26 protein-coding genes are annotated in these 25,896 nt (G+C 73.4%); 19 read left to right on the top strand and 7 right to left on the bottom strand.

Annotated features, from left to right (window positions below):
* Nucleotides 1-9 precede the first annotated feature (9 nt).
* The 6 genes from CHC11_RS15050 (at nt 10) to CHC11_RS15025 (ending at nt 6,072) form a co-directional block, all read left to right on the top strand.
* Nucleotides 10-1,323, top strand: coding sequence for a sensor histidine kinase (locus tag CHC11_RS15050; RefSeq protein ID WP_089312332.1), 1,314 nt, complete (start codon nt 10-12; stop codon nt 1,321-1,323).
* A complete protein-coding gene (locus tag CHC11_RS15045; RefSeq protein ID WP_089312331.1) occupies nt 1,320-1,925 on the top strand; it encodes a response regulator transcription factor in 606 nt (201 codons plus the stop codon). The genes CHC11_RS15050 and CHC11_RS15045 overlap by 4 nt, the downstream gene beginning before the upstream one ends.
* Nucleotides 1,926-2,043: 118 nt before the next feature.
* Nucleotides 2,044-3,207: a pyridoxal phosphate-dependent aminotransferase gene (locus CHC11_RS15040; RefSeq protein WP_089312330.1), complete on the top strand. Its 1,164-nt coding sequence runs from the start codon at nt 2,044-2,046 to the stop codon at nt 3,205-3,207.
* Between the two features lie 159 nt (nt 3,208-3,366).
* The gene (bar, locus tag CHC11_RS15035; RefSeq protein WP_245919235.1) at nt 3,367-4,479 is read left to right on the top strand and encodes a barbiturase; all 1,113 of its coding nucleotides are present in this window, start codon (nt 3,367-3,369) and stop codon (nt 4,477-4,479) included.
* A gap of 71 nt (nt 4,480-4,550) precedes the next feature.
* Nucleotides 4,551-5,246, top strand: a complete 696-nt coding sequence (locus CHC11_RS15030; protein WP_089312329.1) for an SseB family protein — start codon at nt 4,551-4,553, stop codon at nt 5,244-5,246.
* 73 nt (nt 5,247-5,319) lie between these two features.
* Nucleotides 5,320-6,072, top strand: a complete 753-nt coding sequence (locus CHC11_RS15025) for a phytanoyl-CoA dioxygenase family protein (RefSeq protein WP_089312328.1) — start codon at nt 5,320-5,322, stop codon at nt 6,070-6,072.
* A 22-nt stretch (nt 6,073-6,094) separates the two neighbouring features.
* On the opposite strand, the gene CHC11_RS15020 is transcribed toward CHC11_RS15025, so the two are convergent.
* Complete coding sequence (locus CHC11_RS15020) at nt 6,095-7,156, bottom strand: DUF2332 domain-containing protein (RefSeq protein ID WP_089312327.1); 1,062 nt, start codon at nt 7,154-7,156, stop codon at nt 6,095-6,097.
* A gap of 76 nt (nt 7,157-7,232) precedes the next feature.
* Here CHC11_RS15020 and aroC point away from each other — a divergent pair, with 76 nt between their 5' ends.
* Genes aroC through aroQ form a run of 4 tightly spaced genes read left to right on the top strand, consistent with a single transcriptional unit; the run spans nt 7,233 to nt 10,439 of the window.
* Nucleotides 7,233-8,411, top strand: coding sequence for a chorismate synthase (gene aroC / locus CHC11_RS15015; RefSeq protein ID WP_089312326.1), 1,179 nt, complete (start codon nt 7,233-7,235; stop codon nt 8,409-8,411).
* A gap of 8 nt (nt 8,412-8,419) precedes the next feature.
* The gene (locus tag CHC11_RS15010; RefSeq protein ID WP_089312325.1) at nt 8,420-8,929 is read left to right on the top strand and encodes a shikimate kinase; all 510 of its coding nucleotides are present in this window, start codon (nt 8,420-8,422) and stop codon (nt 8,927-8,929) included.
* Complete coding sequence (gene aroB / locus CHC11_RS15005) at nt 8,926-9,999, top strand: 3-dehydroquinate synthase (RefSeq protein WP_089312324.1); 1,074 nt, start codon at nt 8,926-8,928, stop codon at nt 9,997-9,999. The genes CHC11_RS15010 and aroB overlap by 4 nt, the downstream gene beginning before the upstream one ends.
* Nucleotides 9,996-10,439, top strand: coding sequence for a type II 3-dehydroquinate dehydratase (gene aroQ / locus CHC11_RS15000; RefSeq protein WP_089312323.1), 444 nt, complete (start codon nt 9,996-9,998; stop codon nt 10,437-10,439). Before aroB ends, aroQ begins: the two co-directional genes overlap by 4 nt.
* Nucleotides 10,440-10,613: 174 nt before the next feature.
* Here aroQ and CHC11_RS14995 read toward each other — a convergent pair whose 3' ends face one another.
* On the bottom strand, nt 10,614-11,189 hold the full coding sequence (locus tag CHC11_RS14995) for a TetR/AcrR family transcriptional regulator (protein ID WP_089312322.1): 576 nt from the start codon (nt 11,187-11,189) through the stop codon (nt 10,614-10,616).
* A 171-nt stretch (nt 11,190-11,360) separates the two neighbouring features.
* Between CHC11_RS14995 and CHC11_RS14990 the strand changes: the two genes are divergently transcribed.
* Together CHC11_RS14990 and CHC11_RS14985 are read left to right on the top strand one after the other, a co-directional pair.
* Nucleotides 11,361-12,026: an enoyl-CoA hydratase-related protein gene (locus CHC11_RS14990; protein WP_089312321.1), complete on the top strand. Its 666-nt coding sequence runs from the start codon at nt 11,361-11,363 to the stop codon at nt 12,024-12,026.
* A gap of 79 nt (nt 12,027-12,105) precedes the next feature.
* Entirely contained in the window at nt 12,106-13,152 is a 1,047-nt protein-coding gene (locus tag CHC11_RS14985; RefSeq protein WP_089312320.1) for an LLM class F420-dependent oxidoreductase, read from the top strand.
* Here CHC11_RS14985 and CHC11_RS14980 read toward each other — a convergent pair.
* Both CHC11_RS14980 and CHC11_RS14975 read right to left on the bottom strand, forming a co-directional pair.
* Nucleotides 13,127-13,837 (bottom strand): hypothetical protein, encoded by a 711-nt coding sequence (locus tag CHC11_RS14980; protein WP_089312319.1) that lies wholly within the window; start codon nt 13,835-13,837, stop codon nt 13,127-13,129. The two genes, CHC11_RS14985 and CHC11_RS14980, sit on opposite strands and share 26 nt — an antisense overlap.
* Before the next feature lie 127 nt (nt 13,838-13,964).
* On the bottom strand, nt 13,965-15,443 hold the full coding sequence (locus CHC11_RS14975; RefSeq protein WP_218826100.1) for a flavin monoamine oxidase family protein: 1,479 nt from the start codon (nt 15,441-15,443) through the stop codon (nt 13,965-13,967).
* Nucleotides 15,444-15,602: 159 nt separating this feature from the next.
* Between CHC11_RS14975 and CHC11_RS14970 the strand changes: the two genes are divergently transcribed.
* From CHC11_RS14970 to CHC11_RS14945, 6 genes are all read left to right on the top strand, one after another.
* Nucleotides 15,603-16,694 carry a M24 family metallopeptidase gene (locus tag CHC11_RS14970; protein WP_089312318.1) on the top strand — a complete coding sequence of 364 codons (1,092 nt, stop codon included), beginning with the start codon at nt 15,603-15,605 and terminating at the stop codon, nt 16,692-16,694.
* A gap of 34 nt (nt 16,695-16,728) precedes the next feature.
* The gene (gene efp / locus CHC11_RS14965; protein ID WP_089312317.1) at nt 16,729-17,286 is read left to right on the top strand and encodes an elongation factor P; all 558 of its coding nucleotides are present in this window, start codon (nt 16,729-16,731) and stop codon (nt 17,284-17,286) included.
* A gap of 1 nt (nt 17,287) precedes the next feature.
* Complete coding sequence (nusB, locus tag CHC11_RS14960; RefSeq protein ID WP_089312316.1) at nt 17,288-17,704, top strand: transcription antitermination factor NusB; 417 nt, start codon at nt 17,288-17,290, stop codon at nt 17,702-17,704.
* Between the two features lie 218 nt (nt 17,705-17,922).
* The gene (locus CHC11_RS14955) at nt 17,923-18,675 is read left to right on the top strand and encodes a methyltransferase domain-containing protein (protein WP_089312315.1); all 753 of its coding nucleotides are present in this window, start codon (nt 17,923-17,925) and stop codon (nt 18,673-18,675) included.
* A 4-nt stretch (nt 18,676-18,679) separates the two neighbouring features.
* Nucleotides 18,680-19,936: a DNA polymerase IV gene (locus CHC11_RS14950; RefSeq protein ID WP_089312314.1), complete on the top strand. Its 1,257-nt coding sequence runs from the start codon at nt 18,680-18,682 to the stop codon at nt 19,934-19,936.
* Nucleotides 19,937-20,083: 147 nt separating this feature from the next.
* On the top strand, nt 20,084-20,476 hold the full coding sequence (locus CHC11_RS14945) for a DUF3040 domain-containing protein (protein ID WP_089312596.1): 393 nt from the start codon (nt 20,084-20,086) through the stop codon (nt 20,474-20,476).
* 179 nt (nt 20,477-20,655) lie between these two features.
* On the opposite strand, the gene CHC11_RS14940 is transcribed toward CHC11_RS14945, so the two are convergent.
* Nucleotides 20,656-21,561 (bottom strand): arginase family protein, encoded by a 906-nt coding sequence (locus tag CHC11_RS14940; RefSeq protein ID WP_089312313.1) that lies wholly within the window; start codon nt 21,559-21,561, stop codon nt 20,656-20,658.
* On the bottom strand, nt 21,561-22,598 hold the full coding sequence (locus CHC11_RS14935; protein ID WP_089312312.1) for an alpha/beta hydrolase: 1,038 nt from the start codon (nt 22,596-22,598) through the stop codon (nt 21,561-21,563). The genes CHC11_RS14940 and CHC11_RS14935 overlap by 1 nt, the downstream gene beginning before the upstream one ends.
* Before the next feature lie 108 nt (nt 22,599-22,706).
* Between CHC11_RS14935 and CHC11_RS14930 the strand changes: the two genes are divergently transcribed.
* Nucleotides 22,707-23,273, top strand: a complete 567-nt coding sequence (locus CHC11_RS14930; protein WP_089312311.1) for a CGNR zinc finger domain-containing protein — start codon at nt 22,707-22,709, stop codon at nt 23,271-23,273.
* A 17-nt stretch (nt 23,274-23,290) separates the two neighbouring features.
* Here the strand turns inward: CHC11_RS14930 and CHC11_RS14925 are convergent, their stop codons facing one another.
* Entirely contained in the window at nt 23,291-25,795 is a 2,505-nt protein-coding gene (locus CHC11_RS14925; RefSeq protein WP_245919230.1) for a transglutaminase TgpA family protein, read from the bottom strand.
* Nucleotides 25,796-25,896: the final 101 nt, after the last annotated feature.

The following is a 25,896-nucleotide window of genomic DNA, read 5'->3' as shown; positions in this document are numbered from 1 at the left end:
AACCAGGACATGGCGGTCGCGACCACGGCGGACATCGAGGAACAGGCCGCCCGCAAGCTGGAGCGGTACCGGCGGGTGACGTACCGCTCGTTCATGTTCGCCGCCGTGGGCTTCATCCTGCCGAGCCTGTGCGGGCTCGAAGACGCCTACACCAACGGCGACGCCGGCGTGCCCGTCCTCGTCGCGGTCGTCGCGGGGCTCGCGGTGCTCGCCTGGTGCTACGCGCGTCTCGTCCGGGCGGGCCTCGAAGGCGCCGTGTCCAGGCGCGTGGTCGTGGGCAGCGGCGTCGTCGCCGCCGCGTTGAGCCTGATGATGCTCACCGGCCCGTGGTTCAGCGTCATCCCCGTCTTCTGGGTCTCGGCCGTGGTGCTGCTGCCGATGGGGCGGGGGCGGATCGTCGCGCTGTGCGCGGGCACCGGCGCGTACTGCGGGGCGGTCGCCACGCTCGCCGCGGAGCGCCTGTACCCCGAGGGCGACGCCCCCTGGTACGGGATCTTCCCGGTGATGTGCGCGCTGTACACCGCGGTCTGCGGGTTCGTCGTGTTCGTCAACCGGTACCAGCGGCGCATGTGGGAGCTGCACCAGGAGGCCTACGCGGCCCGCGACGCCCTCGCCCGGCTCGCGGTCACCGAGGAGCGGCTCCGCTTCTCCCGGGACCTGCACGATCTGCTCGGCCACAGCCTGTCCCTCATCGCGGTGAAGAGCGAGCTGGCCAGGCGGACGGTGCGCGACGACCCCGGCCGGGCGGGCGCCGAGATGGCCGACGTCCAGCGCGCGGCGAGGGAGGCCCTCCGGGAGGTCCGCGCCGCCGTCCGCGGCTACCGGGCCGTCGAACTGGACGCCGAGCTGGCCGGGGTCCGGGCCGTGCTGGAGGCCGCCGGGGTGCGCTGCGAGATCGGCCGCCTGCCGGACGGCCTGCCGCCGGAGGTCCGCTCGGTGCTCGCCTGGGTGATCCGCGAGGGCGCCACCAACGTCATCAAGCACAGCGAGGCGAGGAACTGCGCGATCGGCCTCGGCGTGTACGGCGACTCCGGTCCCGGCGACGCCCCCTACGGTGACTCCGTGGTCCTGGAGATGCGCAACGACGGCGTCCGCGGCGCCGAGACCGCCGCGGGCTCGGGCCTCACCGGCCTCACCGAACGCGTCGCCGTGCTCGGCGGCGAGATCACCGCGGGCCGGCACGGCCGCGACGGGTTCCTGCTGCGCGCCGCCGTCCCGCTCCCGCCCGTGCACGGGCCGGGCGGGGGCGGTCCGGCGGGAGGCGGTCGGAGCGGGCCCGGGACGGACGCCGGCCGGCCGCTCCCGGCCGGGAGGCCCGCGTGATCCGCGTCCTGCTCGCCGACGACGAGCACCTCATCCGCGGCGCCGTCGCCGCCCTCCTCGGACTGGAGTCCGACCTGGAGGTCGTCGCCGAGGTCGGCCGCGGCGACCAGGTCGCCGCCGCGGTCGCCGCGCACGACCCGGACGTGGCCGTCCTCGACATCGAGATGCCGGGCGCGGACGGCCTCGCCGTCGCCGAGGAGCTGCACGCCTCCGGCGCCCGCTGCGCGGTGTGCATCCTCACGAGCTTCGGCCGCCCGGGCTACCTGCGCCGCGCCATGTCCGCCGGGGTCCGCGGCTTCGTCGCCAAGGACGCCCCCACCGACGAGCTCGCCAGCGCCATCCGCAAGATCCACGGTGGTGGCCGGTACCTGGACGCCGAGCTGGCCGCCAGCGCGATGGCCGCCGGGGACAACCCGCTCTCCGAGCGCGAGCGCGACGTCCTGCGCCTCGCCGGGGCCGGCGCCGAGACCGCCCGCATCGCGGCCGATCTGCACCTGTCCGAGGGCACCGTCCGCAATTACCTGTCCACCGCCATGGCGAAGATGGGCGAACCCACCCGCATCCGCGCCGCCCGCGCCGCGATCGACATGGGCTGGATCTGACACGCTCCGAAGGGCGAGATGCGGGAGAACCGCGCTCTCCGCGCGGACGGGGGTTCCCCGACGGGGCGGGGCCGTGCTCCCCGCGCACGCGGGGATGCCGGGCGTCTAACCTTGACGCGTGAGTGAGCCACTGGTCGAGCGCATGCGGGGATTCGGCGAGACCATCTTCGCCGAGATGTCCGCACTGGCCGTCTCGACGGGATCGATCAATCTCGGCCAGGGGTTCCCGGACTCCCATGGTCCGCGACCCATGCTGGACGTCGCCGTCGAGGCGATCCGGGCGGGTGCGAACCAGTACCCGCCGGGCCCGGGGCTCGGCGAGCTCCGGGAGGCGGTGGCGGCGCAGCGGCTGGAGCGGTACGGGCTGTCGTTCGATCCGGCGACCGAGGTGTTCGTGACGGTCGGGGCCACCGAGGGGATCGCCGCGTCGGTGCTGTCGCTGGCGGGGCCGGGCGACGAGGTCGTCGTGTTCGAGCCGTACTACGACTCCTACGCGGCCGTGATCGCGCTCGCCGGGGCCGTGCGCAGGCCCGTCACGCTGCGCCCGGTGGAGGGGCGCTTCACCTTCGACCCGGACGAGCTGCGCGCCGCCGTCGGCCCGCGCACCCGGGCGATCCTGGTGAACTCGCCGCACAACCCGGCCGGCACCGTGTTCACGCGGGACGAGCTGGAGGCCATCGCGGACGTCTGCCGGGAGCGCGACCTGGTGGCGATCACCGACGAGGTGTACGAGTACCTGACGTTCGACGGGACCGAGCACATCCCGCTCGCGACGCTCGACGGCATGCGCGAGCGGACGGTGTCGGTGTCGTCCGCGGGCAAGTCGTTCTCCGTCACCGGATGGAAGACCGGGTGGGTGACGGCGCCCGCCCCCTACATCCGGGCCGTCCAGACCGTGAAGCAGTTCCTCACCTACGCGGTCAGCGCCCCCTACCAGCGGGCCGCCGCGTACGCGCTGCGCAACGAGATCCCGTGGGTGGAGGAGCTGCGCAGCTCGCTCCAGGCCAAGCGGGACCGGCTCATCACCGGCCTCGAAACCGCCGGGTTCACGACCTACCGTCCGCAGGGCACTTACTTCGTGCAGGCCGACATCCGCCCGCTCGGCTTCACCGACGGCAGGGAACTGGCCCGCGCCCTGCCGGAGAAGGCGGGCGTCGTCGCGATCCCGAGCCAGGTGTTCTACGACCACGCCGAGGCGGGCGCCCACTTCGTCCGGTTCGCGTTCTGCAAGAAGGACGAGGTCATCGACGAGGCCGTAAGCCGGCTCGCGCGCCTCCACTGAGGGGCCCCCGCGGCACGTGCGCCGTGGAGCACCGCCGGAACCTGCCGAAGAAACGGCGTTCGTTGGGCGGAATTCGCCCGTGAGCGGCGGCCGCCGCGCGGGTTAGCTTCCGTCCCGTGACCCGGGGTACAGACCGGTCGACACGGCAGGTGAGGAGCGATGACGGTGCCCGATCCGATCGAAGTCCGCAAGATCCCCATCGAGAGCGTGACCGACGCGTCCGGGCTGGCCCGGCTGATCGACGACGGCGTCCTGGAGGCCGACCGCGTCCTGGCCGTCGTCGGCAAGACCGAGGGGAACGGCGGCGTGAACGACTACACGCGGCTGCTGGCCGACCGGGCGTTCCGCGAGGTGCTCCTCGCCAGGGGCACCCGGACGGCGGACGAGGTGGCGCGGGTCCCGCTGGTGTGGTCGGGCGGCACGGACGGGGTGCTCAGCCCGCACGCGACCGTCTTCGCGACCGCCGACCCCGCCCGCGTCCCCGCCTCCGGCGAGCCGCGGCTGTCGGTCGGCGTCGCGATGAGCGAGGTCATCCTGCCCGAGGACATCGGCCGTCCCGCGATGGTGGAGACCGTCGCCGCCGGCGTCCGCGAGGCCATGAAGGCCGCCGGGATCGACGACCCGGCCGACGTCCACTACGTGCAGACCAAGACGCCGCTGCTCACCCTCGACACGATCAACGACGCGAAGGCCCGCGGCCGCGACGTGGTCACCGAGGACACCCTCAAGTCGATGGACATCTCCAACTCCACGACCGCGCTCGGCATCGCCGTCGCGCTCGGCGAGATCGAGGCGCCGTCCGCCGAGCAGATCCACCGGGACCTGGCGCTGTACTCGTCGGTGGCGTCGTGCTCGTCCGGCGTGGAACTGGACCGGGCGCAGATCGTGGTCGTCGGCAACGTGCGCGGCATCGGCGGCCGGTACCGGGCCGGGCACGGTGTGATGAAGGACGCGCTCGACGCCGACGGGATCTGGGACGCCGTCCGGTCGACGGGCCTGGACCTGCCCGAACGGCCCCGCACCTGCGACCTCGGCGACCGGCTCGTCAACGTGTTCGTCAAGTGCGAGGCCGACCCGGGCGGCTCGGTCCGGGGCCGCCGCAACATCATGCTGGACGACTCCGACGTGCACTGGCACCGGCAGATCAAGGCGTGCGTCGGCGGCGTCGCCGCGTCCGTCACCGGCGACCCGGCGGTGTTCGTGTCGGTCGCGGCCGTGCACCAGGGGCCGTCCGGCGGCGGTACCGTCGCGGCCATCGCCGACCTCGGCTGAGGGCGCCGGGGACGCGGAGAGTATCCGTGGAGTAGCCCCTTGTGGGCGCCGGAGGTTATAGCCTTCCTGGCGTGTCCGGACTGACCATTCCCGAACCGCAGTTCCCCGGGGACGACGGAAGCGCCGATCCCCGGTTGTGCGAGGCGCTCGCCGGGTACGCGTCCGGCCGCGTCGGCGTCCACACGGTGCTGCGGCGGCTCCAGGGCGCGCGGCTGCTGGTGCCGGTCGTCGCCGTCCTCACCGAGGAGGAGCCCGCCGCCCCCGGAGAGCTGCGGCGGGAGAAGTCGAGCGACATGGCGCTGCCCACCCTGATCGGCGACGACGGGCGGCGCGGCGTCCTCGGCTTCACCTGCACCGAGACGATGAAGGCGTGGCGCGCCGACGCCCGCCCCGTCGCGGTGCGGGCCGGCGACGCCTGCCGCGCCGCCCTCGACGAGGGCGCGGACGCCCTGGTCGTGGACGTGGCGGGTCCGGTCCCGTTCGCCGTGGACGGGCTGCGCCTGCACCTGCTCGCCGACGGCCGCCCCGTTCCGCCGCCCCACGAGGACCCCGACATCCTCGCCGTGGTCGAGGCCGCGTTCGGCTCCGACCCCTCCGTCAGCGGCGTCCGCGTCGTCGAGGGCACCTCCGCGGAGATCGCCGTCCGGTTCGCCGTCGTCCCCGGGCACGACGAGCGCGGCACCGTCCAGCGGGTCTCCGACCGCCTCGCCGAGCTGCTGCGCGGCCGGATCGTCGGCGGCGTCGAACTGAACGTGCTCCGCAGGTAGCCCCCGGGCGGGTGAGCCGGGGGGGGCGGTAAATCGCTGGTGTCCATTGCGGCGGCTCTGCGACACTGGCGCCATGATCGACGTCGACTCCTTCCTCGCTCGCGGGTACGTCCGGGTGGAACAGGCGTTCTCCCGGGAGTCGGCCGCCGCCTGCCGCGACATCCTGTGGCGCGACACCGGCTGCGACCCCGACGATCCCGCGACGTGGACGCGCCCGGTCGTGCTCCTCGGCGACCACGCCGAGGAGCCGTTCCGAGCAGCCGCGAACACCGGCCCCTTGCGCGCCGCGTTCGACGCCGTCGTCGGGAAGGGCGCCTGGCTGCCGCGCGGCGGCCTCGGCACGTTCCCGGTGCGGTTCCCCAGCGATCAGCCGCCCGGAGACGACGGCTGGCACATCGACGCGAGCTTCCCCGGCGACGATCCGGCCGACTTCATGTCCTACCGGGTGAACGTCGCGTCGAAGGGCCGGGCGCTGCTGATGCTGTTCCTGTTCTCCGACGTGGGGGAGGACGACGGGCCGACCCGCATCCGCGTCGGCTCCCACCTGGACGTCCCGCCGATCCTGGAGCCCGCGGGGGAGGCGGGCCTCGCGTTCATGGACCTTGCGGCCAAGGCCGTCCCGGCGACCGAGCACCGCCCGCTCGCCTCCGCCACGGGGCGGGCGGGCGACGTGTACCTGTGCCATCCGTTCCTGGTGCACGCAGCGCAGGCGCACCGGGGCACCACCCCCCGGTTCATGGCGCAGCCGCCCCTGTTCCCGGCGGGGCCGCTTCCGCCGTCGTCCCCCGTGCGGGTCGCGATCGACCGCGGACTCGGGCGGTCCTGACACCCGGCCGAGGGCGCGGCGGCTAGAACCAGGTGGTGGGCAGGCCGTGGGACGGGCCCTCGCCGAGGATCACCGGTTCCCCGCCCGGCCACAGCCGCAGCGTCACGACGTGCAGGACGTGGAGCCGCGAGGCGTCGCGCCCCTCGAACGACAGGTGCGCCACGGGCGCGTCGGGGGTGGCCGCCGCCCCGGCCCGCTCGATGCTCCGGTCGACGCTCGCGGCCTCGTCCTGCGACATGTACGCGCGCATCGTCGAGTGCCACACGACCGTGGCGACGCCCTGCTCTGGGGCCAGCCCCTCCAGGAAGTCCGCCGCGCCGGCCTTCACGACCGTCGCGGGGACCCGCGCGGCGACCTCGAAGGCCGCCCGCAGCCGCGCCACCCGCGCCGCCTGGTCGGGCCACACGTACGACAGGAGCCGCTGCCGCCCGGCGGGCGAGGTCGTGTCGAGCGGGTTCGGGTCGCATCCCCGCCGCTCGGTGATGGCGAGCGGCGCCCCCACCGGGGGGAGCCCCCGCCAGGCGTCCGGCAGGACGACCGGCGACTCCGGCCCGTAGGCGCCGCTCTCGTGCAGGAACCGGAAGCGGTCGGCGCGCAGGTTCAGGCCCGCGCTGGCCCCGATCTCCAGCAGCCTGATCGGCAGGGACTCGGGCGCGGTACGCGCGGGGCGGCAGGCGTCCGCGACCGTGCAGAGTCCGCCGACGAGCGGCGCCGCCCGCCCGACCTCGTTGGTCTGCGGCGGGTCGAGGAGGCCCTCGCGGATCTCGTCCGCGTGCTCGGCCAGCACGTCCCGGAACGCGGGCCAGGCTTCCAGCGGATCCTCCGTCCCGCCGGCGGTCGGGTAGTGGGCGGCCAGGTCCGGCGCCCGTCCCGCGAGGACGAGCCGGTGCACCGTCCCCAGCATGCCCAGGATGTAGCCGCTCCCCGTGCGCTCCCCGAGCACCCCCGTCACGGCCCTGCCCGGATCGTCCGCCGCCCGCGTGAGCAGCTCGGCGTACATCGGCGACCCCAGCTGCGCGGATGCCCGCGCCTGGGCCAGCAGCGCACGCTTCGTCTCGGCCTTCTCCGCACCGGTTCTCCTCATCGCCACCTCCGCGACGAGCCTCTCAGATGCTGGACGCCGTCACGGGCGGGTGCGCGCAGTCAATAGGATTCGTCCCATGCTGCGATGGTTGACCGCGGGGGAGTCCCATGGCCCGGCCCTGACCGCGATCGTGGAGGGGCTGCCGGCCGGTGTGCGCGTGACCTCGGGCGACATCGCCGAGGAGCTGCGCCGCCGCAGGCTCGGCCACGGGCGGGGCGCCCGGATGAAGTTCGAGCAGGACCAGGTCACGATCGTCGGCGGCGTCCGGCACGGGGTGACGCTCGGCGGGCCGGTCGCGATCGAGGTCGGCAACACCGAATGGCCCAAGTGGGAGACGGTCATGTCGGCCGACCCCGTGGACGCCGACGTCCTCGCGGCCCAGGCCAGGAACGCCCCGCTGTCGCAGCCGAGGCCCGGCCACGCCGACCTGGTCGGCATGCAGAAGTACGGCTTCGACGACGCCCGGCCCGTCCTGGAGCGGGCGAGCGCGCGCGAGACGGCCGCGCGGGTCGCGCTCGGCACCGTCGCCAAGGCGTTCCTCCAGCAGGCCCTCGGCGTGGACGTCCTGAGCCACGTGATCGCGCTGGGCGAGGTCGAGGCCCCCGAGGGCGTCCTGCCGGAGCCCGGCGACCTGGCGCGGGTCGACCAGAGCCCGGTGCGCTGCTTCGACGACGAGGCGTCGGCGCGGATGGTCGCGCACATCGACGAGACCAAGAAGGCCGGCGACACCCTCGGCGGCGTGGTGGAGGTCGTCGCCTACGGGCTCCCGCCCGGCCTCGGCAGCCACGTCCACTGGGACCGGCGCCTGGACTCCCGGCTCGCCGGCATCCTCATGGGCATCCAGGCGATCAAGGGCGTGGAGCTCGGCGACGGGTTCACCACCGCGCGGCGGCCCGGCTCGCGGGCGCACGACGAGATCGACGCGACCCCGGGCGGGATCCGCCGCCGCACCAACCGGGCCGGCGGCGTCGAGGGCGGCATGACCACCGGCGAGGTGCTGCGGGTGCGCGCCGCGATGAAGCCGATCTCGACCGTCCCGCGGCGGCTCGACACGATCGACGTCACGACCGGCGAGCCCGCCAAGGCGATCAACCAGCGCAGCGACGTGACGGCCGTCCCGGCCGCCGGGGTGGTCGCCGAGGCGATGGTCGCGCTCGTCCTCGCGGACGCGGCGCTGGAGAAGTTCGGCGGCGACTCCGCCGAGGAGACCGCCCGCAACCTGCGCGGATACCTGTCCTCTCTGACGATCAAGTGAGCGGTGCCATGCGACCGAAGGCAGTCATCATCGGGCCGCCCGGCTCGGGCAAGTCCACGATCGGCGGCGCGCTCGCCGACCGTCTCGGCGTCACGCTGCGCGACACCGACGCCGACGTCGAACGGGCGGTGGGCAAGCCGATCGGCGAGATCTTCATCGACGACGGCGAGGAGCGCTTCCGCGAGCTGGAGCGCGCCGCCGTCGCCGAGGCGCTGGCCGGGCACGAGGGCGTCGTCTCGCTCGGCGGCGGCGCCGTCCTCGCGGCCGAGACGCAGGACCTGCTCGCCGGGCACACCGTGATCTACCTGCGGGTCGGCCTGGCGGAGGCGATCAAGCGGGTCGGCCTGGCGTCGGCGCGGCCGCTGCTCGTGCTGAACCCGCGCAGCCAGATGCGCAAGCTCCTGGAGGAGCGGCTCCCGATCTACGAGCGGCTCGGCGCGGTGCACGTCGACACCGACGGCCGCGAGCCCGCCGACATCGTCGAAGAGGTCGTGAAGGCCCTGGAGGGGGACGCGTGACGCCGGCGCGGGTGCACGTCGGCGGCGCCGACCCCTACGACGTCGTCATCGGGACGGGCGTCCTCGGTGAACTGCCCGCCATGATCGGAGACCGGGCCCGGACCGTCGCCGTAGTCCACGCGCAGGGGCTGCCGGAGATCGCCCGCCCCGTGTGCGGGGCGCTCGGCGAGGCCGGGTACGCCGTGCACGCGCTGCCCGTCCCGGACGGCGAGGCCGCCAAGGAGGTCGGCGTCCTGGCCGGGCTGTGGTCGTCGTTCGCCCGCCTCGGCATGACCCGGACGGACGTCGTCGTCGGCGTCGGCGGCGGCGCCACCACCGACCTCGCCGGTTTCGCGGCGGCCTCGTGGCTGCGCGGCGTGCGGGCGGTGCTCGTCCCGACGACGCTGCTCGGCATGGTGGACGCGGCGGTCGGCGGCAAGACCGGCATCAACGTCCCCGAGGGCAAGAACCTCGTCGGCGCGTTCCACCCGCCCGCCGGCGTCCTGTGCGACCTGGCCACGCTGGTGACGATGCCGCGCGAGGACTACGTCAGCGGCCTCGCCGAGATCATCAAGGCCGGGTTCATCGCCGACCCGGAGATCCTCGCCCTGGTCGAGAGCGACCCGAAGGGCGCCGCGGCCCCCGACGGCCCGCACACCCGCGAACTGGTCGAGCGGGCCGTGCGGGTCAAGGCCGGCGTCGTGTCGGCCGACCTGAGGGAGAGCGGTCTCCGCGAGATCCTGAACTACGGCCACACCCTCGCGCACGCCATCGAGAAGAACGAGGACTACCGGTTCCGCCACGGCCACGCCGTCGCGATCGGCATGGTGTACGCCGCCGAGCTGTCCCGCCTCGCCGGGCGGCTGCCCGCCGACGCCGTCCAGCGGCACCGGGACGTCCTTGCGTCCGTGGGCCTGCCCGTCTCCTACGCCGCCGACTGGCCCGGCCTGCGCGCCACCATGACCATCGACAAGAAGTCGCGGGGCGCCACGCTCCGGTTCGTCGTCCTCGACGGCATCGCCGAGCCGGGCCGCCTCGAGGGCCCGGACGAGGAGCTGCTCGCCGCCGCCTACCGGGAGATCGCCCGATGACCCGCGTCCTCGTCCTGAACGGTCCGAACCTGCGCCGCCTCGGCGTCCGCGAGCCCGACACCTACGGGAGGGCCAGCTTCGACGACCTGGTCGCCGTCTGCCGCGACGCCGGCCGCCGCCTCGAACTGCACGTCGAGGTCCGGCAGACCGACGACGAGGCCGAGATGATGCGCTGGCTGCACGAGGCCGCCGACGAGCGCGTCCCCGTCGTGCTGAACCCGGCCGCGTTCACGCACTACTCCTACGCGCTGCGGGACGCGGTCGCCCAGCGCACCGCCCCGCTCATCGAGGTCCACATCACCAACCCGGCCGCCCGCGAGGAGTTCCGCCACAACTCCGTCGTCGCCGGCGTCGCCACCGGCACCATCGCCGGCTTCGGCACCCTGTCCTACGTCCTCGCCCTCCAGGCCGTGGCCGAGCTGGTCGCCGAGAACTCCTAGCCTGTGTTCACGCAGTCCCGGCCCACTTCGCTCGCCTGGCGGCTCGCTGCGTGACCGGGGCTGGGCGAACGCGGCATCGCTTCGCGATCTGCCCGGTGCCGCTCGCCTCCGGCTTCGCCGCACCAGGCAGGTCACGCGTTCGCGCGTGTGGTCGAGGCCAGTTCGAGACAGGCTTCAGCCCTCCGCGGCCGCGCCGCGGGCCATGTCCTTGAGCTCGGCGACGACGTCGTCCAGCGGGGCGACGTCGCGGTGGGCGCGGCACAGGATGGTGGCGCCCTCGACGGCCGCGACGATGAGGCGGGCCAGGCGGGACGCGCGGTCGTCGGGGACGCCGGCGTTGCCGAGCCCGGTGGCGAGGGTGTCCTGCCAGCGCCCGAACGCCGCCGCGGCGGCCGCGGCGAGCTGCGGGGCGTCGTCGTGGGACTCGACGGTGACGGCGACGACGGGGCAGCCGGCCCGGAACTCGCTCTTGATCAGGACCTGCCGCCACCAGCCCACGAAGGCGTCCACGGCGGACGCGGCGTCGCCGCCCTCGGTGGCGGCGAGGATGCCGGCGTTGAGGAACTCGCCGGCGTAGCGGACGGCCTCCTCGGCGAGCTGCGCCTTGCCGCCGGGGAAGTGGTGGTAGATCGACCCGCGCGGGGCGCCGCTGTGCGTGATGACGTCGCGGAACCCGGTGCCGCTGTAGCCGCGCTCGCGGAAGAGGTAGGCGGCGCTGCGCACCATGCGTTCCCTGCTGTCCGTCCCCATGGACCGATTATGACATTCATCATACGGTCCTCGCGTTGACCATGACGACCGTCATGGAGAACTTTGGCTATGTCGGACGTCATAGCTAGTACCCGCGAGTAGGGTCGGCTCAGGCACGCGATCGGCGCGCGGACTCCGGGACGGGGCCGGGCAGGGAAGAAGGAGACGTTCGTGATCGACCTCCAGCGCGACGGAGACGTGTACGTCCTGCGGTTCGACGCGGGCGAGAACCGGTTCGGCCCCGGCTTCCTCGACGCGGTCGAGGGGGCCCTGGACTCGGTGGCCGAGAACGACGGCCCGGGCGCGCTCGTCACCGTCGGCACCGGCAAGTTCTACTCCAACGGCCTCGACCTGGACTGGCTCGGCGCCAACCAGGACAGGTTCGAGGAGTACCTGCGGCGCGTGCACGCCCTGTACGCGCGCGTCCTGTCCCTGCCGATGCCGACGGTCGCGGCGCTGAACGGGCACGCCTTCGCGGGCGGCGGCATGCTCGCCCTCGCCCACGACTTCGCCGTCATGCGCGCCGGCCGCGGCTACTTCTGCCTGCCGGAGGTCGATCTCGGAATGAGCTTCACCCCGGGGATGAACGCGCTGATCACGTCGCGGCTGCCGAAGGCCACCGCGCACGAGGCGATGCTCACCGGCCGCCGCTACACCGCGGAGGAGGCGCGCGAGGCCGGGATCGTGCAGCGCGTCGCGCCCGAGGAGGAGGTGCTGCCCGCCGCCGTGGAGTGGGCGGCGTCCCTGGCGAGCAAGAACGGGCCGGGCGTGGCGACGATCCGCACCGCGATGTACCGGCAGGCGCTGGACGCGCTGAACGGCCCCGCGCTGCCGTGACCCCTCCTCTCGGGCGCGGGCCCGGAGTAGGTTACGTTCGACTGGAATCGGATTCGGTTTAGGAAGGGGCGCGGGAACCATGCGCATCGGTATGGCGCTCAGCTACTCGGGCGGTTTCAAGGAGACCGTCGAGGAGCTCGCCGACTACGAGAAGGCCGGCCTCGACATCGTCTACGTCGCGGAGGCCTACAGCTTCGACGCGGTGAGCCAGATGGGCTACATCGCCGCCAGGACCGAGCGGGTGGAGATCGCCTCCGGCATCCTCAACATCTACTCACGCACCCCGACCGCGATCGCCCAGACCGCCGCCGGGCTGGACTACGTCTCCGACGGGCGGTTCACGCTCGGCATCGGCGCGTCCGGCCCGCAGGTCATCGAGGGCTTCCACGGGGTGCCCTACACCGCGCCGCTCGGCCGCACCCGGGAGATCATCGAGATCTGCCGCAAGGTGTGGCGCCGCGAACGGGTGCAGCACGACGGCAGGTACTACCACCTGCCGCTGCCGGAGGGGCAGGGCACCGGCCTCGGCAAGGCGCTCAAGCTCATCAACCACCCGGTGCGCGCCGAAATCCCGATCATGGTCGCCGCGATCGGCCCGAAGAACGTCGAGCTGACCGCCGAGATCGCCAACGGCTGGGAGCCGATCTTCTACGTGCCGGAGAAGGCGGCGGACGTGTGGGGCGCCTCCCTCGCGGCCGGGAAGGCCAGGCGCGACCCCGCGCTCGGCGAGCTCGACGTGGTCGGGCAGTCCCCGCTGGCCATCGGCGACGACGTGACGGGCTTCCTGGAGTTCGGCCGCCCGATGGCCGCCCTCTACATCGGCGGCATGGGCGCCAAGGGCAGGAACTTCTACAACGACCTCGCGCGGCGCTACGGCTACGAGAAGGAGGCCGAGGAGATCCAGGACCTGTACCTGGACGGCAAGAAGGACGAGGCCGCCGCGAAGGTCCCGCAGGAGCTGCTGGAGAAGATGTCCCTCATCGGCCCCGAGGGCCACGTCCGAGAGCGGCTCGCCGCGATGAAGGAGTCCGGCGTCACGACGCTCAACGTGGCCCCCATCGCGGGCGACCACAAGAGCCGGCTCGCCCTGATCGAGAAGGTCAAGGAGATGGCGGCCGGACTCTGACGGCCCGCCTCCGCCGCCTGCGGCGGAGGCGGCCGAGCCGGAGGCCCGTCCCGGGCCCGAGCGGCGGGACGTCCAGCTCGAACAGCACGCGGAGCAGGACACCGCCGCCGAGCAGGGCGGCCCCCCATCTCAGGGAGGTGCCCGGATCGCCCACCGAGCCGGCGGGGCGCGGGCCGAGGCGGCCGCGCGGGTCGTACACGACCTGGACGCGCTCGCCTCGGTCCGCGACCCTGGACCCGGTCGTCATCGTCCGCACCCGCGGCTCGGCGCAGGCGAGGTCGTGGTCGTAGTAGACGTCCGTGGTCGTGTTCCCGTTGCTGTCGGTGCTGGTGACCTCGCGCCGGTCGACCTTCTGGACCGTGCACGCCGTGGTCCGGCCGCGCTCGTGCAGAGCCCGGTCCGACACCGAGTGCGCGACCATGGTCGCTCCGATGACCAGCAGGAAGAAGGCGCCGAAGAAGACCAGGACGTTCTCGTAGCGCAGCTGTGTGAAGACCAGCAGCGCGTATCCGGCCATCATCATCACGAAGAGCAGCGCCGTGCCCGCCCAGTTGCCCGCCAGCGCCGACGGCCCGTAGGCGACCAGGACGGCCCGGGCGACGATCAGCGCCGTCCCGGTCAGAGGCGCGCCGACCGCCAGCAGCGCCGCCAGGGCCCAGTCCGGCCGCTTCCCGTACCCCACCATCGGAATCCGTCCCGTCGTCCATCCGCGTCCCTGGATGAGACGCGCGGATCCGCCGACCGGATCGCCACCTGATCCTTACTTCTCGCGGCGGCAGAGCCGTGCGGGGAACAGCCCGGGAGGGACGGGCTCAGAGCGCCGCGTCGATCTCCTTGGCGACGCGCTCGCCGGAGCGGACGGCGCCGTCCATGTAGCCCGTCCAGTAGCCGGACGTCTCGGTGCCCGCCCAGTGGATCGGGCCGCACGGCTCCCGCAGCGCCGGGCCGAACGCGGTGAGCGTGCCGGGCGGGGCGACGCCGACGGGGCCGCCGCCGCTCCAGACCTCGTTGTCCCAGCGCTGGAAGGCGGTCAGCCTCGGGTTCGCGGCCTTGTCGCCGAACAGCTTGGTGAAGGAGTCGAGTCCCGCCGCCCGGACGTCCGCGGCCGGCGCGCCGTCCAGCCTCCTGATGCTGGCCTGGTTCATGAAGCCCATCAGGATGCCCCGCGACCCGTCCGGCGGGCTGTTGTCGAACGTCGCGTCGATGGCGCCGCTGTCGGCCACGGCCTGCCCGGTCAGCCCGTCCGCCCGCCAGAACGGCGTGTCGTAGACGGCGACGAACTTGGCGACCGAGCCCATCGGGTACCGCTGCATGAGCTGCGCCCGGCTCGCGGGCAGCGCCGGCGAGAAGTCGATCTTCCCGGCGATCGCCGGGGACATCGCCACCACGACCCGCCTGGCCGACACCGTGATCCCGTCGGCGGTCACCGTCGCACCGCCGGCATCCGTGACGACCGACCGGACCGGCGCGTTGTAGTGGACGATGTCGCCGAGCCGTGCCGCCAGCCGGATCGGCACCTCCTGGGAGCCGCCGACGAACCGCGACTCCTGCGCCCCGCCCCTGGTGTTGATCAGCCGGTCGATCGTCCCCGGGTTGGCCTCGTTGCCCGCCGAGGCCGCGTAGTTCAGCAGGTAGAGCAGCGAGACCTCCTGCGAGCGCATCGACAGGGTGGAGGAGGCGAACGCGTCCATCAGGAACCGCGCGCCGCTGCTCAGCGAGTTCGACCGCGACCAGGTGTAGAAGGTCTGCGCGTCCCACTCCGCGGCCTTGGCCGCCTTCCACGGCTCGCCGACGGGCACCTCCTCGACCATGCCGCCGAGCTTCAGCAGCGCCAGCTCCAGGTCGACCACGCCCCAGTCCGGCGGGACCGCGCCGAGCGGGCCGTCGGTCGCGTACAGCGACCGCTTGCCGTCCCGGTAGTAGACGTTCTTGCCCTCGTTGTAGGTGGCGTAGGTGCCGACGCCCATGTCCTCGGCGAGCGCGGCGATGCGGTCCTGCGTCGGGCCGATGAACTCGGCGCCGCCCTCGTTGGTGGTGCCGTCGCCGAGCGGCATCCCGTAGACGCGGCCGCCGGGACGGTCCCGCGCCTCCAGCACGACCACCGACCGGCCGGCCGCGACGAGGTCGCGGGCGGCGGTGAGTCCGGAGAGCCCGGCGCCGACGATCACCACGTCGGCGGTGCGCGGCGCCGTGCGGGCGGCGGCGGAGGGGGCCGCGGCCGCGGAGACGACGGCGCCCGCGGCGGTGAGCGCGCCTGTGCCCAGCAGTCTTCTACGGCTGACTCGGGTCAAGGGAAATCACTCCTGGGGAAGTCCATGGGGGACGGACATTCGGGGGGACGGAGCACACGCCCGGTCACGCTAGGCCAGCCCTCAGCCAGAAGTCGAGGGTTCTTCATGTTCGTGACCGCGTTGAGACGGCCCCCGAAGCGATGATCTAGAGTCCTGGCCATGGGGGAGACTCACTACGCGCGGCGCCGCCGGCTCGCCGCGCTCGTCGCCGACCGGGGCGCCGCCGCCCTGCTGGTGACCCGCCTGGTCAACGTCCGCTACCTGACCGGCCTGGACAGCTCGCGGGCCGCGCTGCTCGTCCCGGCCGACGGGCCCGCCGTGCTCGCGACCGACGGCCGCTACGCCGCAATGGCCGCGCAGGTCTGCCCGGAACTGCCCGTCGTCGTCGACCGGCAGGTGGCGGAGGCGCTGGTGAGGCGGGCGGCCGAGGACGGCCGGCGCCGCGTCGGCTTCGAGGCCCACGACCTGACCGTCGAGCACCACGCGGCCCTCCTCGACGCGGCCCTTCCCGAGGGCGCCGCGGCCGAACTGGTCCCGCTCGGCCATCTCGTCGAAGAGCTGCGCATGGTGAAGGACGAGGACGAGATCGGCCTGCTGCGCGAGGCGTGCGCCGTCACCGACCGCGCGTTCGAGGCCGTCCTGCCCGAGATCCGCGCCGGGGTCACCGAGCGCGCCGTCGCGATCGCCCTCGAACGCGCCATGGTGGACCAGGGCGCCGAAGGCCCCGCGTTCGAGTCGATCATCGCGTCCGGCCCCAACGGCGCCGTTCCGCACCACCACCCGGGCGGCCGCGAGCTCCAGCGCGGGGACCTCGTCACCATGGACTTCGGCGCCCTCTACGGCGGCTACCACGCCGACATGACCCGCACCGTCGCGATCGGCGAGCCCGCCGCCTGGCAGCGGGACCTCTACGACCTCGTCCACCGCGCCCAGGCGGCCGCGCTGGCCGCCGCCCTGCCCGGCGCCGACACGAAGGACGTGGACGCCGCCGCCCGCGACGTCATCGCGGAGGCCGGGCACGGCGAGGCGTTCACCCACGGCCTCGGGCACGGCGTCGGCCTGGAGATCCACGAAGCGCCGCTCATGGGGTACGACAAGACCGGTAAGCTGACGGATCGGGTACCGATCACCGCGGAGCCGGGGGTCTACCTCACGGGCCGGGGCGGGGTCCGCATCGAGGACACGCTGGTGGTCCGCGCGGGCGGGCCGGAGCTCCTCACCACAACGACCAAGGACCTGCTCGTCCTGTAGGACGCGCGGGGCCCGCGACCGGGAGAACAACGCAGTGGCGACGACGAACGACCTGAAGAACGGCATGACGCTGAACATCGACGGCCAGTTGTGGACCGTCCAGGAGTTCCAGCACGTCAAGCCCGGCAAGGGCGGCGCGTTCGTCCGCACCAAGCTCAAGAACGTGCTGTCGGGCAAGGTCGTCGACAGGACCTTCAACGCCGGCACCAAGGTCGAGGTGGCCAGCGTCGACAAGCGCGAGATGCAGTACCTCTACCGCGAGGGCGAGGACTTCGTCTTCATGGACACCGAGACCTACGACCAGCCGCACATCCCCGCGGCCGTCGTCGGCGACGCCGCGAACTACCTGCTCCCCGAGCAGAACGCCGTGATCGCCTTCAACAACGAGAACCCGCTGTACGTCGAGCTGCCCGCCGCCGTCGTGCTGGAGATCACCGAGACCGAGCCCGGCCTGCAGGGCGACCGCTCCACCGGCGGCAGCAAGCCCGCCACCCTGGAGACCGGCGCGCAGATCCAGGTCCCGCTGTTCATCACCACCGGCGAGAAGGTCAAGGTCGACACCCGCTCCGGCGAGTACCTCGGCCGCGCCTGAGATGGCCGCGCGCACCAAGGCCCGGAAACTCGCCCTGGACATCCTGTTCGCCGCGGAGCTCCGGGAGGAGCAGCCGACGGAGGTGCTCGCCGCCCGCGGCCGTCCGAACCAGGACGAGCTGTCGGAGTACCCGCACGCCGTCCGGCTGATCGAGGGCGTCCAGCAGAACCGGGAGCGCATCGACGAGCTGCTCGCCACCTACGCGACCGGCTGGACGCTCGAACGCATGCCCGTCGTCGACCGCAACATCCTGCGGATGGGCACGTTCGAACTCCTGTGGGTGGACGACGTCCCCGACGGCGTCGCGGTGAGCGAGGCGGTGGGCCTGGCCACCGAACTGTCCACCGACGAGTCCCCCCGCTTCGTCAACGGCCTCCTCTCCCGCCTCCAACAACTCAAACCTTCGTTGAGTCTGTAACCGCGCAGGTCTGGTCGCGAAATAGCGTTCGGCCCACGGCGGTTGCACCGCAACCACTCGACGACCTCGACGGTTGCGATCGCGTCCGAAGGCAGATTCGAGCGGAGCAGGAATCTGATCGCCCAGCGAGCCGCAAGGCGAGTCGGAGCGATGCCGGCGATCGCCCGCGGTGATCGACGATGGAGGGCCCTCCGGGCCCGAAGGAGGAGAGCACTGCCATGAACTCGAAGCGGGTGCGGGGCGGCAGCCGGGTGCGCAGCGCCGTCCTGTGGGACGCCCTGCGCGCGGTCCTCGACCGCATCACTCCCGAGGCCGGCCTGAGCGACGTCGTCGACGTCGGCGGCGGGACCGGAGGGTTCGCCGTTCCGCTCGCCGAGCTGGGGCACCGGGTCACCGTGGTCGACGCCAACCCGGACGCGCTGGCCGCGCTGGAGCGGCGGGCCGCCGAGTCCGGGGTGCGGGTGCGGGCCGTGCAGGGCGACGCCGTCGACCTGCCCGACCTGCTCGGCCCCGACACCGCCGACCTCGTGCTGTGCCACAGCGTCCTGGAGTACGTCGACGATCCGGACGCGGCGATGGCGGCGCTGACCGGCGCCGTCCGCCCGGGCGGCTCGGTCAGCGTGCTGGTGGCGGGGCAGGTCGCGGCCGCGCTGCACCGCGCCGTGTCGGGGCATTTCGACGACGCGCGGCGGGTGCTGACGGACCCGTCCGGGCGGTGGGGCGAGGGCGACAGGATGCCCCGCCGGTTCACCCGTGAGTCGCTGACGGGGCTGGTGCGCGACGCCGGGCTGGGGGTCGCCGAGCTGCACGGCGTCCGGATCTTCGCCGACCTCGTGCCGAGCGGCCTGGTGGACGGCGACGCCGACTCCGCCGACGCGCTGATCGCGCTGGAGTCCGTCGCGGCCGTCCACCCCGTCCTGCGGGACCTCGCCACCCAGCTGCACCTGGTGGCGGACAAACCGGCCGGCTAGCACCGTGAGCCGCAAGCAGCAGCTGCATCGGCCGGGGCCGCAGCCGGGTCCGCCCGCCGACGACACAGGATGCGCCATCCTGCACGTCGACATGGACGCCTTCTTCGTCAGCGTCGAGCTGCTGGAGCGGCCCGAGCTGCGCGGACGTCCCGTCATCGTGGGCGGGACCGGGCCGCGCGGCGTGGTGTCCGCCTCCTCCTACGAGGCCCGCAGGTTCGGCGTGCACTCGGCGATGCCGATGACGCGGGCGCGGCGGCTGTGCCCGCAGGCCGTCGTGCTGCCGGTGAGCCACGGCAAGTACGGCCGCGTGTCCGCCGCGGTCTTCGAGATCTTCCGGTCCATCACGCCGCTGGTCGAGGGCCTGTCGCTGGACGAGGCCTTCCTCGACGTGGCGGGCGCCCGGCGGCGGCTGGGCCGTCCCGCCGCGATCGCGCAGCTCATCCGCGACCAGGTGCGCGACCAGCAGGGCATCACCTGCTCGGTCGGCGTCGCGAACACCAAGTTCCTCGCGAAGCTGGCCTCGACCCGGTGCAAGCCCGACGGGCTGCTCGTGGTGCCGGCCGACGGCGCCGTCGAGTTCCTGCACCCGCTGCCCGTCGCGTCCCTGTGGGGGGTCGGCGAGCGGACGGAGCAGGCGCTCACCCGCCTCGGCCTGCGCACCGTGGGGCAGCTGGCCCAGGTGCCCCTCGCCACGCTGCGGCGCGAACTCGGCAACGCGCTCGGCGCACACCTCCACGAGCTGGCCTGGGGACGCGACCCGCGCGAGGTCGTCCCGCACACGCCCGACAAGAGCATCGGCGCCGAGGAGACCTTCGACACCGACGTCGACGACCCCGAGGTCATCCGGCGGGAGCTGCTGCGGCTGGCGGAGAAGGTCGGCGCGCGGTTGCGCGAGAGCGGGAACGCCGGTCGGACGGTCAGCGTCAAACTGCGGATGTCCGACTTCAAGACGATCACTCGGGCGCGCACCCTGGCCGAGCCCACCGACCTGGCTCGTGTGATCTATGTCACAGCCCGCGAGCTGTACGAGGCGTCCGGCCTGGAACGGGTACGACTCCGTCTGGTCGGGGTACGGGTGGAGAACCTGGGTCCGGCCGGCGAGGCCCCCCGTCAGCTCGCCTTCGACGAGCCGGAAAGCGGCTGGCGTGAGGCCGAGCGAGCCATGGATCAGGTCGCGCACCGGTTCGGGCGCGGCGCGGTGCGCCCCGCCGCGCTGGTCCGGCGTGCGGCGGAGGGTGACGCACGGGACGGAAGACAATGAAAGAAGGCTGTGAGGTGACCGGCGCCGGGCCCTCGGCGGGCCGTTCGCTTTCGTACGCTCGAGAGTGCTCGTATTCTGGGCATATCACCGTTGACGTTCGCGTCCCGCATCGGATACTCCGTCGCGGAGCTGTCGCTGGGAGGTGCCGTGCCGCTCTCTGAGCACGAGCAGCGCATGCTCGAACAGATCGAATCGGCGTTGTACGCCGAGGATCCGAAGTTCGCTCACGCGGTCCGCTCGACCAACCCCCAGGTCCATTACAAGCGCCGGATCGTCAAGGCGGCCCTCGGCTTCGTGGTGGGCGTGTGCGCACTGATGGCCGGTCTCGTGATCAATGCGGGCACGGTCACGATCGCCATCAGCGTGACGGGCTTCCTGCTGATGGTCGTGTGCTGCGTCTGGGCGCTGACGAGCTGGAAGCGGATGACGGGCATCGGCAACGAGCCCGCGCGCGCAGGCGGCCGGCAGGCGCGCCCCGCCAAGGCGGGCTTCATGGAGCGCATGGAGGAACGCTGGCGCCGCCGCACCGAGGGCGACTGAGCGGAAGGCGACGCCCGGTCCCGTCCCGAGGTCTCGGGGCGTCCCCAGAGTCCCGGGCGCTGATGATGGACTCGTCCCGGCCGTACGCGGAGTGATCGCGGGGCCGGGACGAACGCGTGTCCGGGCGCCGTGGCGTCCGATCGCCCCCGCCGGCAGGTCATCGTGCCCCGGGGGGAAGATCAGGCCCCACGAAGGCCGAGGCCGCCGAGACCATCGGCGATCGTGTCGGCCACGAGCCGTGCGTACCCGCCGCCGGGGTCGAGGTCGGGGTCGAAGATGCAGACATCGGCGCCGGTCGCGCCGGCGGCCAGCTCGCCGAGCAGCGCGGTCAGTTGGCGGGGCGCGAGTCCGCCGGGGTCGGGGCTGTCGACGGCGGGCATGTACGCCGGGTCGAGGACGTCGATGTCGACGTGCAACCAGTAGCCGTCGAGGCCGTCGGCGGCGACGGTCCTCCGGATCGTGTCGAGCGCGCCGGCCGGGTCGGTGATCCACTGGCGTGCCGGCACGACCCCGGCCAGGACCTCCCGTACTTCGTCGAGTTCCTCGTCGCCGTCGCGGCAGCCGGCGTGGACGACGTGCTCCGGGGCGAAGTAGGGGGACAGGCCCTCGATGTCGGACACCGCCGTCCAGTGCAGGCCGACGGCGGCGGCGAGGTCCTCACCGGCCACGCTCGCGCATCGGTCCGAGTTGCCGGGGTGGCGGAAATCGGTGTGACCGTCGATGTGAACGAGGCCGTAACGGCCCCTGCGGGCGAGTGCGACTCCGGTGCCGACGAGGACGCTGCAGTCGCCCCCGAGGACGAGCGGAGCGCGCCCCTGGTCGAGGATCGCGTCGATGCGGCCGGCCAGCCGGGTCGCGTGGTCGACGAGGGCGTCCTGGTTGCGCACCCTGCCCGAGCCGGAGACCCAGTCGTCGACGTACCTCCCCGCGACGACGACACCGGCGTCCTCGGCGCCGTTGCGCAGGAGGCGGGAGTGCAGTCCGGCTTCGCGCAACGCCTCGGGCGCCTTGGCGCACCCCGGGACACTGGTCTCCTGCGGTGGCCGCAGTCCGAGGTTCGTCGGAGCCGCGAGAATGGAGATCATCAGTGGTCCTCCGTGGTGAGATGCCCGGTCAACCATTCGATCGCGAGCGGGTAGCGATACTCGATGCGGGCGTGGGTGCCGTCGAACAGCTCGAAGTGCATCCGCCCGGGTGACACGCCGACGTCCGTGAGCGCCTGGTGGAACGCGGACGCGCCGAGGTCGAGGTAGTACTCGTCCTGGCGTCCGGCGTCGATCCAGATGGCCCGCATCGATCGGAGCGCCTCGGCGTGGCCCGCCGCCATCCGCACCGGGTCCCAAGCCAGCCAGCGCTGCCAGATCTCGGGGATGAGCCTGCCGGTCGCGGGATCGAACGGCACGTGCACCGTGCCGTCGGCGTCCGAGGAGTACGCCGCCGCGTAGCCGTAGGTTTCGATCAGCAGTTCGTCCAGCTCGTGCAGGAGCGGGACCTCGCAGTTCCGGAAGTACTCCAGGAACGTGTCGTACGACCCGCCGAACTCGTCCCGCAGCCTCCTGGCCAGCGGGGGGAAGGACGGCGTGTACGAGGCGTCGAAGAGCGCGTCCCCCGCGTGCGTGGCGAAGGCGCCGAACAGGTCGGGACGCAGCATGGCCGTCACCATCGATCCGTACCCGCCGCTGGATTTTCCGGTGATAGCGCGGGCGTCGCGGTGGGCGAGGGTGCGATAGTGCTCGTCGACCCACGCCACCACGTCGTCGCACAGGTAGGTGTGGTAAGCGCCGATGGCCGGCGAGTCGAGATACTGGCTGCCGCCGTAGCCGGTCCAGGCGTCCACGTACACGACCAGCGCGGGCGCCACGTCCTCGCGGACGAAGAGCGCGTCGATCAACTCGGGAAGGGTGCGGCGGAACGGCGTTCTGTTGCGCCACATGGAGATGGTCCCGCAGTAGCCCTGGATGATGTAGATCGTCGGATAGCGGGCGTGCTCGCCGTAGCCGGGCGGGGTGTGAACCCACAGCGGCCGCTCGTGCGGATCACCCAGCGGATTGTCGCGCAGCGCCTCGCTCGTGACGACATGTTCGTGCAGCTCTCCCTTGAGGTCTTCGGACCACGGCACCATGCGACCTCCCGGCTCTGCGTTAACCGATGAAGAAGTTAGATGGTTAGCAGTTTGCGTGTCAACCAGTGATGGGGTTTGCTGGTTAGGGCGAGACCATCGGGAGCGGGCATGCGAGAACTTCCTCCGGCGGTGCGACCCGTCGTCGACTTCCTCAACACCGTCGACGTCGAGGACGGCACGGACGTGTTCGGCGACGGTCCGGAGGCCCTGGCGAACTGGCTTGTCGACAAGAGGCTGTGTCACTCCAGGCCGTCCGTCACGGCGGTGGACGTCCAGGCGGCGATCGACCTCAGACGCGGGCTGCGCAGCCTGGCTCTCGCCAACACCGGCGAACCGGTCGACCCCGAGGACGTACAGGCCGCCCAGGAGGTTCTGGCCGCCCTGCCCCTGACCCTGCGCCTTCCGGCCGACACCGATGCGGCGAAGGACGGACCGGACCTCGCCGCGAGCGGCGGGTCGTTCTCCGAGGCCCTGGGCCGGATCGCCGCCGCCTACTTCGCCGCCTCGGCCGGGGGCGACTGGTCGCGAGTGCGACGCTGCCCGGCGCACGACTGCGCCTGGGTCTTCTGGGACTCCTCCAGGAACGCGTCCCGGCGGTGGTGTTCGATGCGGGTGTGCGGCAACCGCGCCAAGGCACGCGCGTTCACCGAGCGGCGAGCGACTCGCCCTGCCTGACCCCGGTCCTCGCGCGCCTACCTGCGGCGGAGGCGGGACGGCAGGTCGTTCAGGCGGGCGGTGACGTCGAGGGCGCGGTCTCCGGCGGTGCGGAGCGCGGTGCGGGTCTGCGCCATCGTCGACGGCGGCAGCAGGCGGGCGCGCCACCGGCTGCGGCGGCCCACGGACGCGGCGAACGCCTCCCGGACGGTCCGCACGTCCGCGCGCAGCCGCTCGGTGGGCTCGAAGGCGCGGGTCCGCGAGTAGCGCGCCAGTTCCTCGGCGCGGGCGATCCGGGTGAGGGCCTGCACGCTCGGAGCGTCCATCTCCAGCAGCTCGCCGAGCCGGCGGGCGGCGGCGCGCGGGGAGTCGCTGGCCCGCCATTCCAGGCCGTGGTCGAGCGCGTCCGCGCGCAACTCCTGCCAGGCGGCGTGCGCCACCCCGGCCGGATCGGGGGCCCGCGTCCCGTTGGCGGGTCTCGCCGTCCCGGCCGGATCGGGTGTCCGCTTCCGCCGCGCGGGCGCCGGGGTCCCGGCGGGCGAGGGGGCCAGGGCCGCCCAACGGCGCCACCGGGTGAAGATCCGCAGCGTCATCGGCACGGCCATCAGCAGCAGCACCAGCAGGGCGCCGGCGAGCCACCCCGCCGCGGAGAACCCGCCGTCGCCGTCCTCCCGGACGCCGGTCGCGCCGCTCGCGCCCTCGTCGTTGCGGTGCCGGGGGCCGGCGGGCGTGGTGGTCGAGCCCGCGTCCGGGGACGTCGAGTCCGGGGCGCGCGTGGCCTGCTCCTCCGGGCCGCCGCCGGTGCTGACCGCGGGTCGGCTGTACTCGGGGGCGAGGGCGGTGCCCTGCCCGGCGGCGCCGCTCGGCGTGGGCTCGAAGCGCACCCATCCCGAGCCCTCGAAGTACAGCTCGGGCCAGGCGTGCGCGTCGCGCGACCGCACCACCCACTCGCCGGGCTTGACCTCGCTGCCCGGCGTGTAGCCCATCGCGACCCGCGACGGGATCCCGAGGATCCGCGCCATCAGCGCCATCGCGGCGGCGAACTGCTCGCAGTAGCCGCGCTTGCTGTGCAGCAGGAAGTCGACGAGGTCGCTGCCGTGCTGCGGCGCGGGCGCGGACAGGTCGTAGGTGAACCCGCCCGCGATGGTGAACCAGCGCTGCAGCCGCACGGCCTGGGTGAGCGCGGTCGCCGACCCGGCGGTGACGTCCGCGGCGAGCTTCCTGACCTGCGGCGGGACGTTCTTGGGCACCGCCGTGTAGTGGGCGACGACCTCGGGCGGGGAGGGCCCCGAGGCGGCGAGCTGCCCGGCGGTCGGCCGCGGGAGCAGGCTCTTGACGGTGTAGGAGCGCCCGCCCGCCGAGTCGCGCAGCGAGTAGATCATCAGCGACGGGCCGTGCACCCGCCAGTCGCCCTTGATCGACACCTTGGCCGGGGCGTACGGCACCGGCAGGAACGTCATGTTCCTGACCTCCGGCCGCACCCGCACCTCGGTCGTCACCTCGCGCGAGGACGCGGCGGTCAGCCCCGGCGGGGAGGGCAGGGCGCGGTCGCCGCTCAGCCGGTCCTTGGAGCTGCTCTTCAGCGGGCTGTAGGTCCACCGGTCTCCGTCGAACCGGTCGAGGGCGTAGAGGCGCAGGTAGCCGGGGCTGTCCGCGGCGTCGCTGCGGTAGGTCAGGACGGTCGAGTCGTCCAGCCGGGTCAGCTCCCGCTTCAGGCTGACCAGGGGGTCGGGCGTCGTCACGGTCTGCGTGCCCGTACCGGAGCCGCCGCCCACGCCGAACACTCCGCGCGGGTGCAGGCCGGGCACCGCCGCCGGGAGGAGCACGGCGACGGCGACCGTTCCGGCCGCTATCCGGCGGCCGCTGGCCGCCAGCGCCGAGGCGTCGGGCCGGTCGGCGGGGTCTCCGGGCGGCGGCTGCGCCCCCGCCAGCGGCACCTCCCGCGGGCGGCGGCGCGTCGTCACCGTCCGGCCCCAGCCGCCGACCTGCTCGCGGGCGTCGGCCATGAGCAGGGCGAGGAAGCCGAACGCGCCGATGCCGAAGGCCAGCCAGCTGACGCCGTCCTCGCGGATCGCCGCGGGCACGCTGTACACGGCCAGCAGCGGCAGCCCGGCGGGCGCGGCGCGGCGCAGCCGCACGGCCAGCAGGTCCACCAGGACGGCGACCAGGCCGATGCCCGCGGCGGCCAGCATCGTGATGCCGGGGACGAGCGGGACGGGCGCCGCGTACCGGTTGGCCGCCCGCCAGCCCTCGTCCGCCAGCTCGCCGAGGTGCCGCAGCGACTCCGGGGACGGGACGACCCCGAACCATGCCGCGCCGCCGGCGAACGCGAGGTTGAGGTAGAGGAGGAGCGCCGCCAGCCCGAACATCAGGCCGACCGGAGCGGGCATGCGCAGGCGCCGCGACAGCAGGCCGCCGCCGGACACGGCCAGCACCGCGCCGAACCCGGCCCAGAACCAGCTCGCCCTCTCGAACAGCGGGTACAGCCCGAGCGAGCCGGCGAGCGTCGCCAGCCCGGCCATCACCGTCATCCGGACCCTCATGCGCCGCCCTCGTTCATGCACTGCCCTCGTTCACGCAGCCCTCGTTCACGCAGCCCTCGTTCACGCAGCCCTCGTTCACGCAGCCCTCGTTCACGCAGCCC

The sequence above is a fragment of the Actinomadura mexicana genome (assembly GCF_900188105.1).
Lineage (GTDB): Bacteria > Actinomycetota > Actinomycetes > Streptosporangiales > Streptosporangiaceae > Spirillospora > Spirillospora mexicana.
This window is presented reverse-complemented; position numbering and strand designations above follow the sequence as displayed.

What these genes read in the sequence shown, in the direction of transcription:
- CHC11_RS15050 (WP_089312332.1), top strand. Translation starts at nt 10, where the DNA reads ATGGCGGTCGCGACCACGGCGGACATCGAGGAACAGGCCGCCCGCAAG.
- CHC11_RS14940 (WP_089312313.1), bottom strand. Translation starts at nt 21,561, where the DNA reads ATGATCTCCATTCTCGCGGCTCCGACGAACCTCGGACTGCGGCCACCG.
- CHC11_RS15025 (WP_089312328.1), top strand. Translation starts at nt 5,320, where the DNA reads ATGATCGACGTCGACTCCTTCCTCGCTCGCGGGTACGTCCGGGTGGAA.
- CHC11_RS14955 (WP_089312315.1), top strand. Translation starts at nt 17,923, where the DNA reads ATGAACTCGAAGCGGGTGCGGGGCGGCAGCCGGGTGCGCAGCGCCGTC.
- CHC11_RS15010 (WP_089312325.1), top strand. Translation starts at nt 8,420, where the DNA reads ATGCGACCGAAGGCAGTCATCATCGGGCCGCCCGGCTCGGGCAAGTCC.
- CHC11_RS14985 (WP_089312320.1), top strand. Translation starts at nt 12,106, where the DNA reads ATGCGCATCGGTATGGCGCTCAGCTACTCGGGCGGTTTCAAGGAGACC.
- CHC11_RS14995 (WP_089312322.1), bottom strand. Translation starts at nt 11,189, where the DNA reads ATGGGGACGGACAGCAGGGAACGCATGGTGCGCAGCGCCGCCTACCTC.
- CHC11_RS14980 (WP_089312319.1), bottom strand. Translation starts at nt 13,837, where the DNA reads ATGGTGGGGTACGGGAAGCGGCCGGACTGGGCCCTGGCGGCGCTGCTG.
- aroC (WP_089312326.1), top strand. Translation starts at nt 7,233, where the DNA reads ATGCTGCGATGGTTGACCGCGGGGGAGTCCCATGGCCCGGCCCTGACC.
- CHC11_RS14930 (WP_089312311.1), top strand. Translation starts at nt 22,707, where the DNA reads ATGCGAGAACTTCCTCCGGCGGTGCGACCCGTCGTCGACTTCCTCAAC.
- CHC11_RS14925 (WP_245919230.1), bottom strand. Translation starts at nt 25,795, where the DNA reads ATGAGGGTCCGGATGACGGTGATGGCCGGGCTGGCGACGCTCGCCGGC.
- nusB (WP_089312316.1), top strand. Translation starts at nt 17,288, where the DNA reads ATGGCCGCGCGCACCAAGGCCCGGAAACTCGCCCTGGACATCCTGTTC.
- aroQ (WP_089312323.1), top strand. Translation starts at nt 9,996, where the DNA reads ATGACCCGCGTCCTCGTCCTGAACGGTCCGAACCTGCGCCGCCTCGGC.
- CHC11_RS14935 (WP_089312312.1), bottom strand. Translation starts at nt 22,598, where the DNA reads ATGGTGCCGTGGTCCGAAGACCTCAAGGGAGAGCTGCACGAACATGTC.
- bar (WP_245919235.1), top strand. Translation starts at nt 3,367, where the DNA reads ATGACGGTGCCCGATCCGATCGAAGTCCGCAAGATCCCCATCGAGAGC.
- CHC11_RS14970 (WP_089312318.1), top strand. Translation starts at nt 15,603, where the DNA reads ATGGGGGAGACTCACTACGCGCGGCGCCGCCGGCTCGCCGCGCTCGTC.
- CHC11_RS15020 (WP_089312327.1), bottom strand. Translation starts at nt 7,156, where the DNA reads ATGAGGAGAACCGGTGCGGAGAAGGCCGAGACGAAGCGTGCGCTGCTG.